This window comes from Enterococcus ureasiticus (assembly GCF_001730285.1).
Lineage (GTDB): Bacteria > Bacillota > Bacilli > Lactobacillales > Enterococcaceae > Enterococcus_L > Enterococcus_L ureasiticus.
Map to the genome: position 1 here is coordinate 150,785 of NZ_MIJZ01000012.1, position 15,883 is coordinate 166,667.

At 36.3% G+C, this 15,883-nt stretch carries 17 protein-coding genes; 6 read left to right on the forward strand and 11 right to left on the reverse strand.

What is annotated here, in order from left to right; translation table 11 throughout:
- Positions 1–13: 13 nt before the first annotated feature.
- Entirely contained in the window at positions 14–442 is a 429-nt protein-coding gene (locus tag BCR21_RS06785) for a GAF domain-containing protein (protein WP_069645725.1), read from the reverse strand.
- A 100-nt stretch (positions 443–542) separates the two neighbouring features.
- Here BCR21_RS06785 and BCR21_RS06790 point away from each other — a divergent pair, with 100 nt between their 5' ends.
- The 5 genes from BCR21_RS06790 to BCR21_RS06810 all read left to right on the forward strand — a co-directional run bounded on the left by BCR21_RS06790 (position 543) and on the right by BCR21_RS06810 (position 6,692).
- The gene (locus tag BCR21_RS06790; protein ID WP_069645726.1) at positions 543–2,048 is read left to right on the forward strand and encodes an amino acid permease; all 1,506 of its coding nucleotides are present in this window, start codon (positions 543–545) and stop codon (positions 2,046–2,048) included.
- 156 nt (positions 2,049–2,204) lie between these two features.
- Complete coding sequence (locus BCR21_RS06795; protein WP_069645727.1) at positions 2,205–2,969, forward strand: MurR/RpiR family transcriptional regulator; 765 nt, start codon at positions 2,205–2,207, stop codon at positions 2,967–2,969.
- Positions 2,970–3,126: 157 nt separating this feature from the next.
- On the forward strand, positions 3,127–3,546 hold the full coding sequence (locus BCR21_RS06800; protein ID WP_069645728.1) for an effector binding domain-containing protein: 420 nt from the start codon (positions 3,127–3,129) through the stop codon (positions 3,544–3,546).
- Between the two features lie 241 nt (positions 3,547–3,787).
- Positions 3,788–5,119, forward strand: coding sequence for a PTS sugar transporter subunit IIC (locus BCR21_RS06805; RefSeq protein WP_069645729.1), 1,332 nt, complete (start codon positions 3,788–3,790; stop codon positions 5,117–5,119).
- A 142-nt stretch (positions 5,120–5,261) separates the two neighbouring features.
- Positions 5,262–6,692: a 6-phospho-beta-glucosidase gene (locus BCR21_RS06810; RefSeq protein ID WP_069645730.1), complete on the forward strand. Its 1,431-nt coding sequence runs from the start codon at positions 5,262–5,264 to the stop codon at positions 6,690–6,692.
- 258 nt (positions 6,693–6,950) lie between these two features.
- Here BCR21_RS06810 and BCR21_RS06815 read toward each other — a convergent pair whose 3' ends face one another.
- The 5 genes from BCR21_RS06815 to BCR21_RS06835 all read right to left on the reverse strand — a co-directional run bounded on the left by BCR21_RS06815 (position 6,951) and on the right by BCR21_RS06835 (position 9,924).
- The gene (locus BCR21_RS06815) at positions 6,951–7,286 is read right to left on the reverse strand and encodes a hypothetical protein (protein ID WP_139125619.1); all 336 of its coding nucleotides are present in this window, start codon (positions 7,284–7,286) and stop codon (positions 6,951–6,953) included.
- A 69-nt stretch (positions 7,287–7,355) separates the two neighbouring features.
- Positions 7,356–7,880 (reverse strand): hypothetical protein, encoded by a 525-nt coding sequence (locus BCR21_RS06820; protein WP_069645732.1) that lies wholly within the window; start codon positions 7,878–7,880, stop codon positions 7,356–7,358.
- A 12-nt stretch (positions 7,881–7,892) separates the two neighbouring features.
- Entirely contained in the window at positions 7,893–9,281 is a 1,389-nt protein-coding gene (locus tag BCR21_RS06825) for a T7SS effector LXG polymorphic toxin (protein WP_069645733.1), read from the reverse strand.
- Positions 9,259–9,624, reverse strand: a complete 366-nt coding sequence (locus tag BCR21_RS06830; protein ID WP_069645734.1) for a hypothetical protein — start codon at positions 9,622–9,624, stop codon at positions 9,259–9,261. The genes BCR21_RS06825 and BCR21_RS06830 overlap by 23 nt, the downstream gene beginning before the upstream one ends.
- Before the next feature lie 12 nt (positions 9,625–9,636).
- Positions 9,637–9,924: a TIGR04197 family type VII secretion effector gene (locus BCR21_RS06835; RefSeq protein WP_069645735.1), complete on the reverse strand. Its 288-nt coding sequence runs from the start codon at positions 9,922–9,924 to the stop codon at positions 9,637–9,639.
- A gap of 830 nt (positions 9,925–10,754) precedes the next feature.
- On the opposite strand from BCR21_RS06835, the gene BCR21_RS06840 reads away from it, so the two are divergent.
- Positions 10,755–11,003 carry a hypothetical protein gene (locus tag BCR21_RS06840; RefSeq protein ID WP_069645736.1) on the forward strand — a complete coding sequence of 83 codons (249 nt, stop codon included), beginning with the start codon at positions 10,755–10,757 and terminating at the stop codon, positions 11,001–11,003.
- Between the two features lie 192 nt (positions 11,004–11,195).
- On the opposite strand, the gene BCR21_RS06845 is transcribed toward BCR21_RS06840, so the two are convergent.
- From BCR21_RS06845 to BCR21_RS06865, 5 genes are all read right to left on the reverse strand, one after another.
- Positions 11,196–11,912, reverse strand: coding sequence for a winged helix-turn-helix domain-containing protein (locus BCR21_RS06845; protein WP_069645737.1), 717 nt, complete (start codon positions 11,910–11,912; stop codon positions 11,196–11,198).
- Positions 11,913–12,017: 105 nt separating this feature from the next.
- Entirely contained in the window at positions 12,018–13,124 is a 1,107-nt protein-coding gene (locus BCR21_RS06850) for a WxLIP family cell surface protein (protein ID WP_069645738.1), read from the reverse strand.
- Between the two features lie 129 nt (positions 13,125–13,253).
- Positions 13,254–13,991 carry a WxL domain-containing protein gene (locus BCR21_RS06855; RefSeq protein ID WP_167351770.1) on the reverse strand — a complete coding sequence of 246 codons (738 nt, stop codon included), beginning with the start codon at positions 13,989–13,991 and terminating at the stop codon, positions 13,254–13,256.
- A 104-nt stretch (positions 13,992–14,095) separates the two neighbouring features.
- Positions 14,096–14,890 carry a WxL domain-containing protein gene (locus BCR21_RS06860; RefSeq protein WP_069645740.1) on the reverse strand — a complete coding sequence of 265 codons (795 nt, stop codon included), beginning with the start codon at positions 14,888–14,890 and terminating at the stop codon, positions 14,096–14,098.
- Positions 14,891–14,986: 96 nt separating this feature from the next.
- On the reverse strand, positions 14,987–15,865 hold the full coding sequence (locus BCR21_RS06865) for a WxL domain-containing protein (RefSeq protein WP_069645741.1): 879 nt from the start codon (positions 15,863–15,865) through the stop codon (positions 14,987–14,989).
- Between the last annotated feature and the right edge of the window lie 18 nt (positions 15,866–15,883).

Sequence of the window (15,883 nt, forward strand, 5' to 3'; positions counted from 1 at the left end):
TCCATTTTTTCCCCTATAGATAAACAAGAAGTTCATCTGTTTTCTCTTTTGCAACTGCCAAAAAATCCTCTGTAATAAGTGTCTCTTCTCGATAGCCGACTAGCAGAACACCTTTTACCTCTCCATCCTCTAATGCAGGAAAGGCTACAATGGTTGCTAATTTCTCCATCCGTGTAATCGGTAGTTCAACTAATTTTTCCGGTTGCTTTTGTAGCTCTGTCGCTTGGTAAGCTCTCCCAGTTCGCCAAACAATGCCGCCAATTCCTTTACCCACCTGCAACTTAATACGTTGATAATGTTGATTGGTATTTCCAGCCACATAATTCCAGCGAATCACTCGGACTTTTGTCACTTCATTGACTGTGGATAGTGCTAAAGCTACAAAATCGACTTGAAGGTCCTCTTTTATTTGATCGATTCTTTGCTGAATTTGATCCGTCATTTGACTACTCCTATTCCCTAATTTTAAAAAAAAAGCTTGTTTTCTACTAAATCTTCTCTTATTCTTAAGCCAACATCATCTTATTTTAGAAGGATTTTTTATGAAAACTACTACTACTTTTAGTCCCAAACGTTTAGTTATGATCATTACCATGACTGTTTTTTCTTTTTCTAGTATGACGACGGCGTTTTTCTTAATGGGTATCAAGGCGTTCCCGTATTTTGTCGGAGCCGCATTGTTCTATTTTATTCCTTACGCTATTATTATAGCAGAATTTACAGGCGTTTATAAAAATCATATTGGCGGATTGTATCAATGGCTAGCCGGTCACCTGTCTGAAAAAATTGCTTTTATCGCCGCTTTTTTATGGTATTGCAGTTATTTTATTTGGATGATCAGCTTGTTTATGAAGATTTGGATTCCTTCATCTATTTTACTTTTCGGTGAAGATTTAACTAAAAAAAGCAGTTCTATTCCCTATTTATCGACTTCTATTCTAATTGGAATTTTATCTATTTTAGCCGTTATCGTAACGTTGTTCTTTGTTAGTAGAGGATTTAAAGGGATTGCTTCTTCATTATATTTAAGCGGAATTATGATGACTATTTTGATTAGTGCAAGCCTCGGTGGTAATTTGTTCTTATGGATTACTAATCGCTCTGATATTCTACCGAACCTTGCCACTAGTTTCAAAGGGATTCAAACCGATTCCTCATCTGGACAAACGTTGATCGAACAGTTATCTTTTCTGATTTTTGCCATTACGGCGTTTGGTGGTTTAGATACGATTGCAAGCTTAGTTGATAAGACAGGCAAACAAAAAAAGCAGTTCCCTAGATTATTGATCTACAGCAGTTTTTTGGTTGTTCTTTGTTATTTTTTAGGTATCCTTTTATGGAGCGGCGGGATAGATTTAAATAGTTTAAAGGCCAATAATACCGTTCATTTAGGGAATTTGATGTACGAATTAATGGAGAAGTTGGGCCATGCTTTAGGTCACGCTCTTTCCTTTTCATCACCTCACTCTCAAATTCTAGCTCAACTATTTACTCGTTTTACTGCTTTGACGCTGTTGCTTTCTTATATCAGTTTATTATCTACTATTTTTTATCTCCCCATTCGAACACTGGTGGAAGGGACTCCTAAACATTACTGGCACCCTCGATTAAAACAAAAAAATAAACATGATATGCCGATTTATGCTTTACTGATTCAAGGTGGTCTGATCAGCTTGTTTATTTTAGGTATTAGCCTTGGCAGTCAATATGTTGTTTTGTTATATAATCAGCTAACTCTAATGACAAATCTATCAAGAGCGATCCCTTATTTGTTAGTTGCCCTTGCTTATCCTGCATTTAAGAAAAAACAATTAACAGACAATCCGACAGCCGTTTTGACTCAATCAAACATCAACGCAACATTCATTAGCAGCAGTGTTATTGTCTGTATCGCTTTAGCGATTGGATTTCAGCTTTATCAGCCTCTTTCACAAGGTAATTTACGTCAAAGTTTAACGTTGTTGATTGGGCCTTTGCTATTTACACTGATTGCTTCTTTACTTTATCAACGTTTCCATAGAAGAAAAGAAATTACGCAAAACAGTTGAGAGAATTTGTTTCCCACAACTGTTTTATTTATATAGATAAAATATAGTAATAACAAGCGAAATAGCAACGTTTCCTGTACAATATAAGTTGTATACTTTTTTTGTTTCTTATATAAAAAATGAAGAACTACTATTTTTTGCGCAGGAGGGATCTTTTTGTTTGATTTAGAAAAAGTCCAGTCATTAAATGAGCTGGAAATGCTTGTTTATCACTACATCTTAGAACATATGGACAATATTCCAAAGTTAACAATTCGTCAACTTTCTACAAATTGTCACGTGTCCACTTCAACGATTTTACGTTTTTGTTCAAAAATGGGATTCGATGGTTTTTCAGAATTAAAATATGCCATCAAGAAAGAACAACAGCAAGAACACTCCTTCGAACAATATTATGATGCTACGATCCATGTTGATTCTTTTTTAAAACGTCTTAATCAGCAAACTTATTATGAAACATTGGAACCCGCGGTCACGATGATTTCCTCTGCTCGTCATATCGTTTTTTCAGGCATTGGCACAAGTGGTATTTTGGGAAATTACGGTAGTCGCTATTTTGCTAATATGGGCATTAACGCATATAGTATCGGGGACCCATTTACACCTATTCCTCAACGGGGTTTTGAAAATACGTTAGCGATTATTCTCTCTGTTTCAGGTGAAACCTCTGAAATAATCAAACAAGTAACTGATTTTAAACGATCTGGTGCTAAAATCCTAAGTATTACCAATGATGAACATTCAACGATTGCCCGTTTAGCTGATTACAATATTTCTTATTATATGCCCGATGAACGATCTATTTATGCCGATCCTTATATTAATATCACAACACAAATCCCAGTTATTGCCTTGATTGAACTGCTTGCTCATCAAGCTGGTAAAGAGTTTGCTGAGCAAGCTGATCACAAAAATAACTAAACTGACGAACTTTTTTCACACTGATCATAATACTGAAATTTTGACAAAACGCTCAAGAGTTGCTATGGTTTCTGAGATGATGTACCGAGCATCAGGAACCAAACATAGTTAAATTAAAGTGCATCTAACCTATTATTAAAGAGGAGTGTGACGGTTCATGTCTTTTAACATCGAGCATTTGGACAACGAAGTAATCACAGGAAAACAGTACAAATTTGCTATTCCGAGAACACCAGAAGATTTTGCTGAAGTGAACAACCAAAAACTAGAGATTCTGCCTACTGATAAAAATAGTGTCCAAGCTATCATTATCAATGACTCAGATGAAAGTAATGGTACGTACAAATATTTTATTGAAGATAGTGAAGGGAATCGAGCCTTTACAGTAGAAGCTGGCGATTATGCCGTATTTATCGGACCTTGGGAAACCTTGGCAGATATCGATAACTTTATCGGCGCAAGTTATGGTGAGCTTTATCAATCACCTGAATATGGGATTGGTGGAACAAATAATATTCAACTTCTTGATTTTGAGAATAAAAAAATTACATTAAAACTACCCGCAGTTAGTAAGTAAACGTGCGACCTGGAAATAAATTGCTTTTTGATTTGTTTCCAGGTCGTATTTTTAATTGATTTGTTTTTTTACACGGTACATGTTTCTGAACAAGCTTAACCTATTTTAAATCCGTAACATTTCTTTTATAGTATATATGTAAACGTATTCAGTAGATTTAAATCAGAGCGGCCGCTCTATTGAAATACTACTACACGCAATTATTTTCCGTTACTTTAGTTAACCAAAGGAGAGGTTTAGAATGAATGAATGGATCAATGAAAAAGTTCTACCACCCGTTTTAAAGTTCGTTAATACTAAAGCGATTACAGCTTTAAGAAATGGTATGTTGTACACAATGCCATTTACAATCGTGGGTTCAATTTTTCTATTATTAGCCAATTTACCGATCGAGTCAGCGGCAAAATGGATCACCGACAGTGGTTTGGTCGTTTACTTCAATCAGGCTTATGGGGCATCTTTTGCCATCATGTCAGTTTTTGCGGTAATCGGGATCGCTTATTCTTATGTAAAAACAGAAGGCTTTGAAGGTCTACCTGCTGGAATGATTTCGCTTGTTGTCTTTATTTTATTTATGTCTCCAGATGTGACTGATTTAGACAGCGGTGTGACTATTGGAAATGTTATCAATAAAGACTGGACTGCTGGTAAGGGAATGATCACAGCAATCATCGTTGGTCTTATCGTTGGTTGGGTTTACAGCTGGTTCTTACGTCACGATATTCGAATCAAATTACCTGAAGCTGTTCCTGAAAACGTAGCAAACTCATTTACTGCCTTGATTCCTGCTGCGGCTTTGATCACTGGCGCAATGTTTGTTTATATTTTCTTTGATAAAGTCTTTAAGACAACATTCTTTGATTTCATTTACGATGTCCTACAATCTCCACTTCAAGGGGTGACTGATTCCTTGGGCGGTGCGTTAGTACTTGGTTTCTTAGTCCCTTTATTCTGGTTCTTCGGTGTTCACGGTTCAACGATCGTCGGCGGAATCATGGGTCCGATTTTACAAGCCAACTCTTTAGAAAACACAGATATTTTAAAAGCTGGTAAAGAATTGACCGTTGCAAACGGTGGTCATATCGTAACGCAACAATTCTTAGATCAATTTTTAACCGTAACGGGTGCTGGTATGACAATTGGATTAGTGGTTTATATGGTGTTCTTTGCAAAATCAGCACAATTCAAACAATTAGGTCGTTTGTCAATTGGACCTGCCGTGTTCAACATTAATGAACCAATCACGTTTGCGACACCGATCGTAATGAACCCGATCATGGCGATTCCATTTATTTTAACACCTGTCGTATCATCTATTATTACTTACTTCGCTTTGTATACTGGTTTAGTCCCATTATTTACAGCGGTTCAAGTACCTTGGACAACGCCGCCAATCATTTCTGGATTATTAGTCGGTGGTTGGCAAGCAGCATTACTTCAAGTATTTGTTTTAACGTTAGGATTCTTTATTTACCTACCATTTGCTAGAAAAATGGATGCTATCAACTATGCACAAGAAACAAATCAACCTATTACAGAAGACGTGTTAGAAGAAATTGAAGCTGAAGCTTAAACATCCGTTCTAAACTGACGTAAATATCACTGCACAGCTGATTCCGTTCAATTAATTCCTCCCAGCTGTGTGGTGATTTTAACGTTCAAGCATGAATTAAAAATAGAAACGAATAACTTTACAAGTAAAAGGAGTAGATCATATGTCAATTTTAAGAGAAAATTTCCTATGGGGCGGCGCCGTTGCTGCTCATCAATTAGAAGGTGGTTGGGATCAAGGTGGTAAAGGGGTCAGTGTTGCTGACGTTATGACCGTTGGCGCTCATGGCGTGCCTAGACGAATCACAGACGGCGTGTTAAAAGGCGAAAATTACCCTAACCATGAAGCCATCGATTTTTATCATCATTACAAAGAAGATGTGAAATTATTCGCTGATCTTGGGTTAAATTGTTTCCGGACATCGATTGCTTGGACACGTATTTTCCCAAATGGGGATGAAGCTGAACCAAATGAAGAAGGTTTGCAATTTTACGATGATTTATTCGATGAATGTTTAAAATATGGGATCGAACCTGTAATTACCTTATCTCATTTTGAAATGCCGTATCATTTAGTTACTGAATATGGTGGCTGGCGTAATCGTAAAATGATTGATTTCTTTGCGAAGTTTGCTCGTGTTTGTTTTGAACGTTACAAAGATAAAGTCACTTATTGGATGACTTTCAATGAAATCAATAATCAAGCGAATTACGCGGAAGACTTTGCGCCGTTCACCAACTCTGGGATCAAATACCAAGAAGGCGAAGATCGTGAAAAAATCATGTATCAAGCGGCTCATTATGAGTTAGTAGCTAGTGCGCAAGCGGTTAAAATCGGGCATGAGATCAACCCAGATTTCCAAATTGGTTGTATGATCGCGATGTGCCCCATTTATCCGTATTCATGCGATCCAAAAGATATGATGATGTCAGTCAGTGCGATGCAAAAACGTTACTGGTTTACAGATGTTCATGTGAGAGGGCATTATCCAAGCTTTATGGAAAACTATTTAGCTCGTAAAGGGTTTGATTTAGATATTACGGAACAGGATTTGACTGATTTAACACATGGTTGCGTGGATTATATCGGCTTTAGTTACTATATGTCGTTTGCTATTAAAGATCATGATAAGGGACCTGCTTTTGATTATGATGAGTCGCAAGATTTAGTTAAGAATCCTTATGTAGAAGCATCTGATTGGGGTTGGCAAATCGATCCACTTGGTTTGCGTTATGCGATGAACTGGTTTAATGAGCGCTATGAATTGCCTTTGTTTATTGTGGAAAATGGCTTTGGCGCGATCGATGAAATTGAACCAGATGGCACGATCAATGACCAATATCGGATTGATTATTTGAAAGCTCATATTGAGATGATGAAAGAAGCCGTTGAATTTGACGGTATTCCATTGATTGGATATACGCCTTGGGGCTTTATTGATTTGGTTTCTGCGGGGACTGGTGAGATGAAGAAACGGTATGGTTTTATCTATGTGGATAAGGATAATGAAGGACAAGGGACGTTGAAGCGTTCTAAGAAGAAATCATTTGATTGGTATCAGCAAGTGATTAAGAGTAATGGTGAAGAGTTGTAAGAGATTTTGATGTAAAAACAAGGTAAACTAAATTGTACAAGCACAATTTAGTTTACCTTTTCATTTAATTAAAGTTTTAATATCTTATTTTTAGTAGAAAATAGATTTTATACAGTATAATTCTAAGTAACTTCTTTATTCTCAATTATATTAGAATGTAGTTCGTCACTCATTAAAACTCCTACAGGCTCTATAATTAGAAATTACTTTATACCACTACCTAAAAATCAAAATTTCGCACTTATTTAAAGATTTTCTCTAATTTAATGAACTAAATTTAATTTTCAATAAAAATCCCTTTTTATCAATATTATAAGAGGTCACTTCATAGCTTATTTCACCGGCAACTTGATTGAATGTGTAAAATGTTGCATGCGAATATTCGATAAATAGCATTAGCTGAAAAAAAAGCTGCTTGACTGCCATTTTATTTAAATTAGCTAAAGTTATAGTTAGAGAAAAGTATTCTTCGTTTTCATTAAAACTAAGCTGATAATCATTTATATTTTCTTTTTGATATGTCATAAACGAATTAATCTCTGCACCTACACCTGGTTCGTATTCATGATTTATTTCTTTTATGATTTTCTTCAAAAATTGATCCGTTATTCTCCCTCCCATTGTTTTAATCTATTCACTTCTGAATCAATTAAAACTAATTCATTATTTAGTATTATTACTATTCTCAATTATATTAAGAGATAGTTCATCACTCATTAAAATTCCAACAGGTTCTGTGAATTTATTGATATCTGTATCAAAAAATACTTCCCCATCTTCTCTTTTTTGATGGAAACGAATAGTTAGAATATCATCATTATAGCTAAATAAATAGGCGATTTTGTAGTTTGTTAAAGTCAATAATCTGTTATTTAAACATTGCACATATAGTAGTCCGATTTTATATTGTTCAATTACATCCAAAGGACTATCAAAGAAATCAATCATTCTACATTCAGTGTTAGCAAATTCATATCCTGCCAGACTTCCATATGAACTGACAACTCTTAAAAATTGTTCCTCTGTTATATTAGTTTTTTCATTAGAAAGTATTAAACAATCATAAAGTTTCTCTATTGAAACATTAAAAGCTTCTTGCATTTCCTTTATTGATACACTAATCTTTTCATCAACGTCAGTTATATCAGCATTTTCGATTAATTTTTTCATTTTTTCGTTTTTTATCATAACTCACACCTCTTATACTCCCAAAATTTTTAATGCTTTCTCTATAGCTTTTTGTACCTTTGGATCTTTTAAAATTTTTTGAATTCGTTTAGGAGCAATTTCTCCTGATTTAGGATGAACAAATTTTTTTAATTCAATATCATAACGCCATTTAGTATTATTTGGTTCATGATAATGTACGTCTCCAGATTGTTTTCCAGGATCAAAATTCTCTACATCTACGCGTTCAGTTTTTCCGTTCTGCCATAGTGTCTTACTATCGGTTTGTGTCCCCTTGGCACCAAGTAGTGAGTCACCACCGCCAATAGCGCTAATTCCTATCCCTGTAATCGCCTGCGCTACCCCCGCCGAAACAGATTGAATCACCTCAGAAATAACCAATCCATCACTTCTGACAAGCATTGGAATCATTTGCCCGGTTGCCGCATCCATTCCATATGCCATGGCTAGACCATTCCCTAAGTCTACAATTCCTTTAACGATAATTTTAGCTCCACCATAGAGAAATGACATCCCTACAACAGTTGTATAGACTTTTCCAATAGGACTGTTTAAGAAATTATCTAACTCTCTTAAACGAAGTTCTGCCATCAATGCAATATACTCTAACGTTGCCTCAGAATCAAGTTTACCATTTTTATACACTTCGTAAATAGGATTTCCAAATTCATCCATCCGAATGTTCACTTCATACTTCGTATTCTTAAATTCTCGCTCTGTCCATCTTAGATTAACATCTTTGATCCATGATGTATCTTTTAAGGAGAAGCCTTTGCCGTTCCAACTCCCAGGACCAATACTGCCACCACCATTCACACCTAAAGCTTGCATTCCTTTGGCTAATAAGCTTCCTGTATCATTCAATCCATCAAAATAGCTCGTGGACTGGTCACAAAACGCAAGAAATTTTTGAAGTTTTTCCTCTATCTTAGCTTTCTTCGCTTGATTACGAGTAATTCCTGCATCCATACTATTCATCGCAGCTTGAAAAATCATTCCGAGTAGCTTTGAGTTATCTTCTGATAAGTTTCTCTTGGCTTGAGCAAAGCTATCTTTGGAAGATTGAAAACCTTGAATCAATCGGTTTGCTTCATTGATTTGATCTTGTAATTCTTCTGAATCTAGATCTTCGCTTCCACATTGAGAGACGTAGGCTTCTAAATATTGTTCATTGGCTTGTACAACTGCCTCACTGTGAAGAATCGCTGCTTTACACAAGGCTGGATAAACGCTTGAGAGATAAGATTTTATGGCGTCCATTCCTTCTCCGCTCATTCCTACCGCTAACTGAATCCCTTGCGTTGCTGCTGAAACTGATTCCAATGCCTGACTGTATGTTTTAGCATAAGACTTTATTTGTTCTGTTTGGGTCTTTACTTCACCAATTACCATTTTTACCATCGGCATCCTCCTCCTCTCTGAGCACTTGCAATTCTTTTTCATAAAGTGCTTCTGAATAATCTTCTAATTGTCGTTTTTCCTTTGTTATTATTTCCTGTCCCTCATTCATTTCATCAAAAAATCGACGTTCTTCTATGCGAGCATCTTCAACGATATCTTCAAAAAAAGAAAATTTTTCTTGTTTTTGAAAATAAGAAATAACTCGTTCATTATGTATTCGTTCACTTGCATATAACTGTCCACACTCTTCCATTTTTCGATCTAACAGTATATTTATCTGAGAATTTTCTTCTTGCTTTTCTTCGTTTTCAATTCGTTTCTTTCTAATTTCATCCTCTTTCATGCGATCCACTCCTTATTTCGTCAAACCTGTAAACGGCATATCAAACAATTTTTTTGTCTGAGAATCAGCTCGTTCAAACGCTGCAACAGCGCTGTGAATATTCGCTACATCACGATTTAACAATTGTTGGATTGTTGTAGAAGAGGTCTTAAATTCTTCAAAAGTACTATTTGCTGTAGCATTTCCTGGCACTGTCATACCAGAGGAAAAAGCAACAGTTTGTGAAATAGTCAATTTATCATTAGCTTGACCAATCTTAGTTGCCTGATTTTGTGCTTCTACACCATTAATATCAATCATTCCATTAACACTCCTTTTTAATTTTCAACCCTTATGTAAATTATATCTTACATAGATGATTAAGTATATAACATTTTATGCAGTTAAATTATATATAGAAAATCAAGTATTTTTATTCCTTGTTCGTATTGACCATTCATGTTAAGTTCTTTATACTTATTGATATAGGTTAGCAACGAAAAAAGCTTTATGAACTTTTCTTAGTTCATAAAGCTACATCACATATAAATAACCATTGGCACCTCAAGTATCTGGCGGGAACCTCATACTGGAAGTCCTTGTAAAGTCAGCATCCACTGCCCAAACAAGTCGCCAATAGTCGCTAGCATTACAACTAGCTTCTTTCATTGTACAAAAATCAGGTGTATTTGACCGCTTCTTTTTTGTATCGTTTTATTTGATGGGAAGTGAAGCAGTAACGTTAGTTCATACTATTGATGAACAGGTATTGGGGAATTTTCCCGATATCTTTTTTTGTTTCTATCCTATCATTTCTAAAACAAGGACGTGATACCATTTAACGTAACAACGACCTGATAGAAAATAAAAAACGGCACCTCACATTTTGGCGGGAACCAAAATCGTGAGGCCCTGTAAAGACAGCATCCACTGCCAATACAAGTTGCCGATAGCCAATACCAAAGTACCAGCTTGTTTTATTGTACCCAATTTCAGTGTAGATTTCTACCTTATGTGAGAAATTCTTTTGAATTGTGTAGACAAGTGTTCTGTGGGGGGTCTATTGAAAACGATGAGGCATAGATCTGATCGTTTTTTATTTACCTATCTAGTTGGGATTTTAATCAAATTTAGACTAGGAGAATGTAGACATGGAAAAATCACAGAAATCTAAAACAATCGCGTACCAGGAGATTCTAGCTTTAGGAACCAATTTACGTGAACTGAAAACATGGCATGGCGTCTTGCATTTTATGCCATACTTTCTTGATGCTAAAATCAAGAGAACACCGCAAGAGATACAAGCTTGTGCTGAAATATTTGATGTCGTTTTTCAAACATTGGATACTTTAATTACTTCAGCGGATGAACATTTGACTACTCTTGTAAAAGCAAAATAACTTTAGATATTACAGAAAAAACGATGTAAGAAACTGTCTAAAAACCACTTATATCGTTTTTCTTTTTTAGCAAAAGTCCATTTACCTTTACGATAAATAAGTTGTATCAAGAGCAGAAAACTGAAAATAAACTGTATGAATAGCCTACCTTAAATCGGTTGCTCACACAGTTTTTTCCCTATTCTCTATTTCTTATAGCACCAACATATATCCCTTTGAACGAACTGTTTTGATATATTCTGGTTTAGCCGAATTGACTTCCAGTTTTTTCCTCAGATGAAAAATCAGATTACTGACACGATATTGTTTGTTCCCTAATTCTGTATCGCCAAATTCTTCATTCCAAATATTTTCATATATTTCTTCATATGTAATGGCTTTACCTGAATGCTCTGCTAAATAAGAAATTATTTCAAATTCTAGTTTGGTCAATGCTACTTCGACTTTCCCTTTCAATATAACGCTTAAATTTGTTGCAATCAATTGAATCGGTACTTTCGCATTTTTTATTGGTTCTAAGGTATTTCCATCGCTACTTGAAGGCTTTTCCCCTTTTATCCGTTTTAACAGATTCGTAAATTGTAAAAGTGACACTTCTTGTTCCTTTTCTTCATCCAACACACCGTCCGCTCCTAGCTGTAGATAGACTAGTTTATTGGTTTTCGTTTGATTCTTTGAAACGACCCAAATCAAGGCTTTACAGTTTCGTCTCAGCTCCAAAATCAACTCACAGGTATGCTTTAATCCTAAAATAGAAGACTCTTCTATAATCAATGCATCCATTTCGTCAGCAGTATTCAGTACTTCTTCTCTTGTCAAATGATGCATGTGATATGTTGGCTGGGTAAGTTGGTTCATATATGCATCATCGCCCTGTTCACTTGCTTGTACGATCCCTATGTTGTACATATTTTGTCACCCTTTCTGTTAAATAAAACAGAAGCCTTGTACTTGCTGAAATTCACAGCTGATCACTTCCAGCAGATAGCTAACTTCTTTGATTCTATTTTTTCCCTAATCTAACGGTCTCTTTCTTTTCTCCCCATTACTTTTGCTTTTACGTTTTCTTTTTTTATTGGCTTTACGTTTTCTTTCTGCTTCTTTTTTACGTTTTTGATAAACCATCCAGCTGATTAAACCGATAATAATTACAACTAAAATGACGCCTCCAATGATTATGTATATTAAATAATCGTTTGGTTCTTCTACTAAGTCAACCGCTTCATCATTGAATTTTTTGGCTTCATCGGCTGTAATCTCAAAGGCTTTTTCAAATGGCCATGTCTTGCCATCTGCTTCGACTGTCATTTTCATGACATACTTCCCTGGCTTAAATGCTTTATTTGCCATCTTGATTCCATAACCAAAGTTTGAGTTTGGTGCCATATTCAGATTCTCTTGATTGGTTGTGAAGATTGCTGTTTTTAAATCATTTTCAGCAAAGACTTGCGCTTTAACTGTCATTTGACCTAAGATTCTAGGCATTGGATTTTGTAAAGTTGCCACAACTACATTACGATAATTCCGTTGACCTGCTGCTACATCTAATAAGTTTAAATCTGACTCAACCTCTTCATCATTTTCAGATAAACGAACCCCAACTACGTAAGCAAATTTATTTTCGATTTGCATACCTGCCTCAGCTTTCTCTTCTTTTCCTGTTTCTTTTTGGTTAAAGTAAAGTCCGCCTAAGATGATCCCATTAAATGATTCTTTAGGTATTTCGACTGGAATCGTCACGATTTTCTTTTCCTTTGGTGCTAAAACGACTTCTGGATCTACCTTAGCAATACTAGCAAATGGTGTTTCTAATGATTTATCTAGTTTAGGTTTGGCCTCGCCATAATCGATTACCCCATTATCATTCGTAATTGCTGTATTGGCTTGGATTTGAACCGTTACTTCTTCGTCTTTATTATTTTTGATTTCAACCTTTAATTCTTCTTTCGTATCTGGTGACACTCTTAAATCAAAATACGTTTTATTTTTGTCAAGTTGGTTCTCTGGTAACTGGGCCTCAACTGAAAAATTCATTTCTTCAGCTGATACCGCTTCTGTTCCCAGTACGTACATAACCATGATACTCATGATCACGATCATCGATTTAATATATTTGTTCATCTTCAGTTCCTCTTTTCTTTGGCTCATCTTTATTCGTTTACCTACAAACAACTGAAACAAAGAGCTATCCTTAAGGAACTGATGATGATTATTCCTATTACTAGTGACTCGTACTTTTTTCAGTTTTTCTTATTCTGTAAATGGTGTATCCGTTAAAGTCCATGTTAAACTTGTTTGATAAAAACCAGCGACTTTTTTAGAATCACCAGGTATTTTTAATTGGATACCCGTTTTTGCTTCTTCTAAATCTTTGCCAAAACGGTCGACCCAGGTTCCCATCCCTTGATCTGTTGCTGCATACATGACCATCGCTGAGTTGCCATCTGCTGTTAAAGTAAAATTAGCGTTGGCTGAAGGTGATGTCGTGTCTTTTCCCGATTTGCTGACTAAAACTGGTGAAGTAAAGACCAATTCTGTCCCCGCTAAGCTATGTACACCGTTTTTAAATGCGCCATCCTGCTTAACTAGTAACGTCCAACCGGAATTAGTGCCTCGGTGATCCGTCACCTGAACATAGTTCGGTACATCGATTTCTGCTTCTTTACTATCGATCACACGATCAGGTTTCACTTGATACACGGCATCATTCCCATTGGCAGTTTGCTTGCCAAATTTCAAGTTAGAAATGTAATTCAAGCTTAAAGGTCCTTTAGTACTTGGTTGATGCGGATTGGTCCCATCGGTATTTGGACCAGGTTTTACTATCTCATTGGGATCTGTCGGATTGACAGGCTGTTCGCCATCTCCCGAGTATTTTTCGATTGTGACATAGGCATTAGAACCTGTACTGATTTCCTCTTGTGCGGATGCTTTCACCGGCATTGTCAACAAGATCAATAACACACCAAGTATTAGTTGTTTTTTCATCTCGTTACTCCCTTGGATAAACATTTTAATTTCATACTAGAGTAGATTTAAAGTATGAATCGTTCAAAGTATCCATACTTTAAATTGTCTAGCGTACTGTTGATCTATCTAGTTGGGGAATCAGATAATGTCCACTCAACTTTTGCTGTATACGTACCATCTGTTTTTTGAATATTACCAGGAATCGTTAATTTCACGCTGTTAGCAGCATCTCCTAAAGTTGCTTTTTCAGGAGCATGAAGTGTTCCGTATAAGATATTCCAAGTTCCCATTCCTTTGCCTGCTGGAGCAGTCGCGATATCCGCTGAGGCACCTGTTCCTAAAACGATTGAACCTGTATTTACTGTTGGTGCATTCGTTGTGTTATCAGCTGATAATGGTTGTGACCAGCCATTAGTTAGAGTGATTTCACTTCCATTTAATGTTGTCTCACCATTTGTAAATTGTTCTGCAATTTTAGCTGTAAGTTTCCAACCAGCTAAAATTCCGCGGTTGTCTGTTACTTGAACAAAGTTTGGACGTGCGCTTACGCCGCCATCAACAAAGTTTGGTGTTGGCAATTTTGCTAGGTAGCTTTCAGTATTACCAGATTTTTTGATTGTACCAAAGTCAAAAGCTGTTAATAAGCTTAAGCGTAAAGATGAATTTTGACCTGGATCAACCACGCCGCCTTCGCCACCTTCACCGCCGTCCGGATGTGTGATTTCCCCACCAGTTTCTCCATCCGTACCGCCACCAGGTCCAGTGATGACTCCATCTGTCCCATCGTCTGCTTCTAAGATAACTGTTGCATCACTTTTAGCTTTAACTGGATAAACTGTTTCATCAGCCTGTGCGGACTGAGCACCTAAAAGACTTGCTGCGATTAATGTTGCTGTTAATAATGTTACTTTTTTCATGTATTTCCCCTCCGAATAACTTCCGATATCTCTCTTTATCGATTCCATAATTAGTAGAGTAGGAGTATTCCTCCTACTCAGGTCGTTGTTGCTTATTTATTTTGGTCCATCTGTTAACGTCCATTTTAGGTTTGCTTTATAAGCAATATTCGCTTTTGCTTCAGCTGTAGAAGGGATCGTTAATTTCACACCTGTATCTTCAACTAATGTTGCATAATCAGCACCAGCTAATGTTTCTTCTTGACCAAATTTCACTGACCAAGATCCAATTCCTGCATTAGGTGCAGCCTCTAAAATTGGTTTTGCTGCATCTACAGTCAATTCTTGTTCAGAAGCAAATGTTGTTGGTGCGTAAACACTTGGCACATCAATTCCAGCAGGTCCTTTAATCGTAGGTTCCGTTAATGTAATTGTCGCACCTTTTAAAGTAACTTCTTTGTCGTCAGCATCTTTGCCTTTAAATGCGCCCGCTTCGACTTCTAAATTCCAGCCACTTAATTTACCACGGTTGTCCACTACTTGAACGAAGTTAGGAATATTTTCATAAACAGTTGATTCTTTTGGCGTAATCACTTCACCAGCTTTGTCGATCTTATCTAGTGTTAATTGCGTACCTTTAGCCCATAAAGTCATCCCATTGGCATTTAATTTAATTGGCTTAAATTTCGTAAAGTCCGTATCGGCAGCAGTCCGTTCATTGAAACGGAAATTAGACACATATGCGATATTGAAACTTGGATTTCCATCCCCGATCGAACCATCACTACCCGGTAAATTAATGGCAGCCTCATCACCTTTATTACCGACAGGAGGTATTACTACTGGTGGTAAATCTGGATCTGTATTTGCTTCAAATTGAACGGTTGCTTCACTATTTGCCTCTGGTTGTTCTACTGTTGCTAGTGCTGTTTGACTTCCTAAAGCTAATGTACTAAACATTACAACACCTAAACCGGCTAATGTCATTTTTTTCATTATTTAATTCTCTCCTCT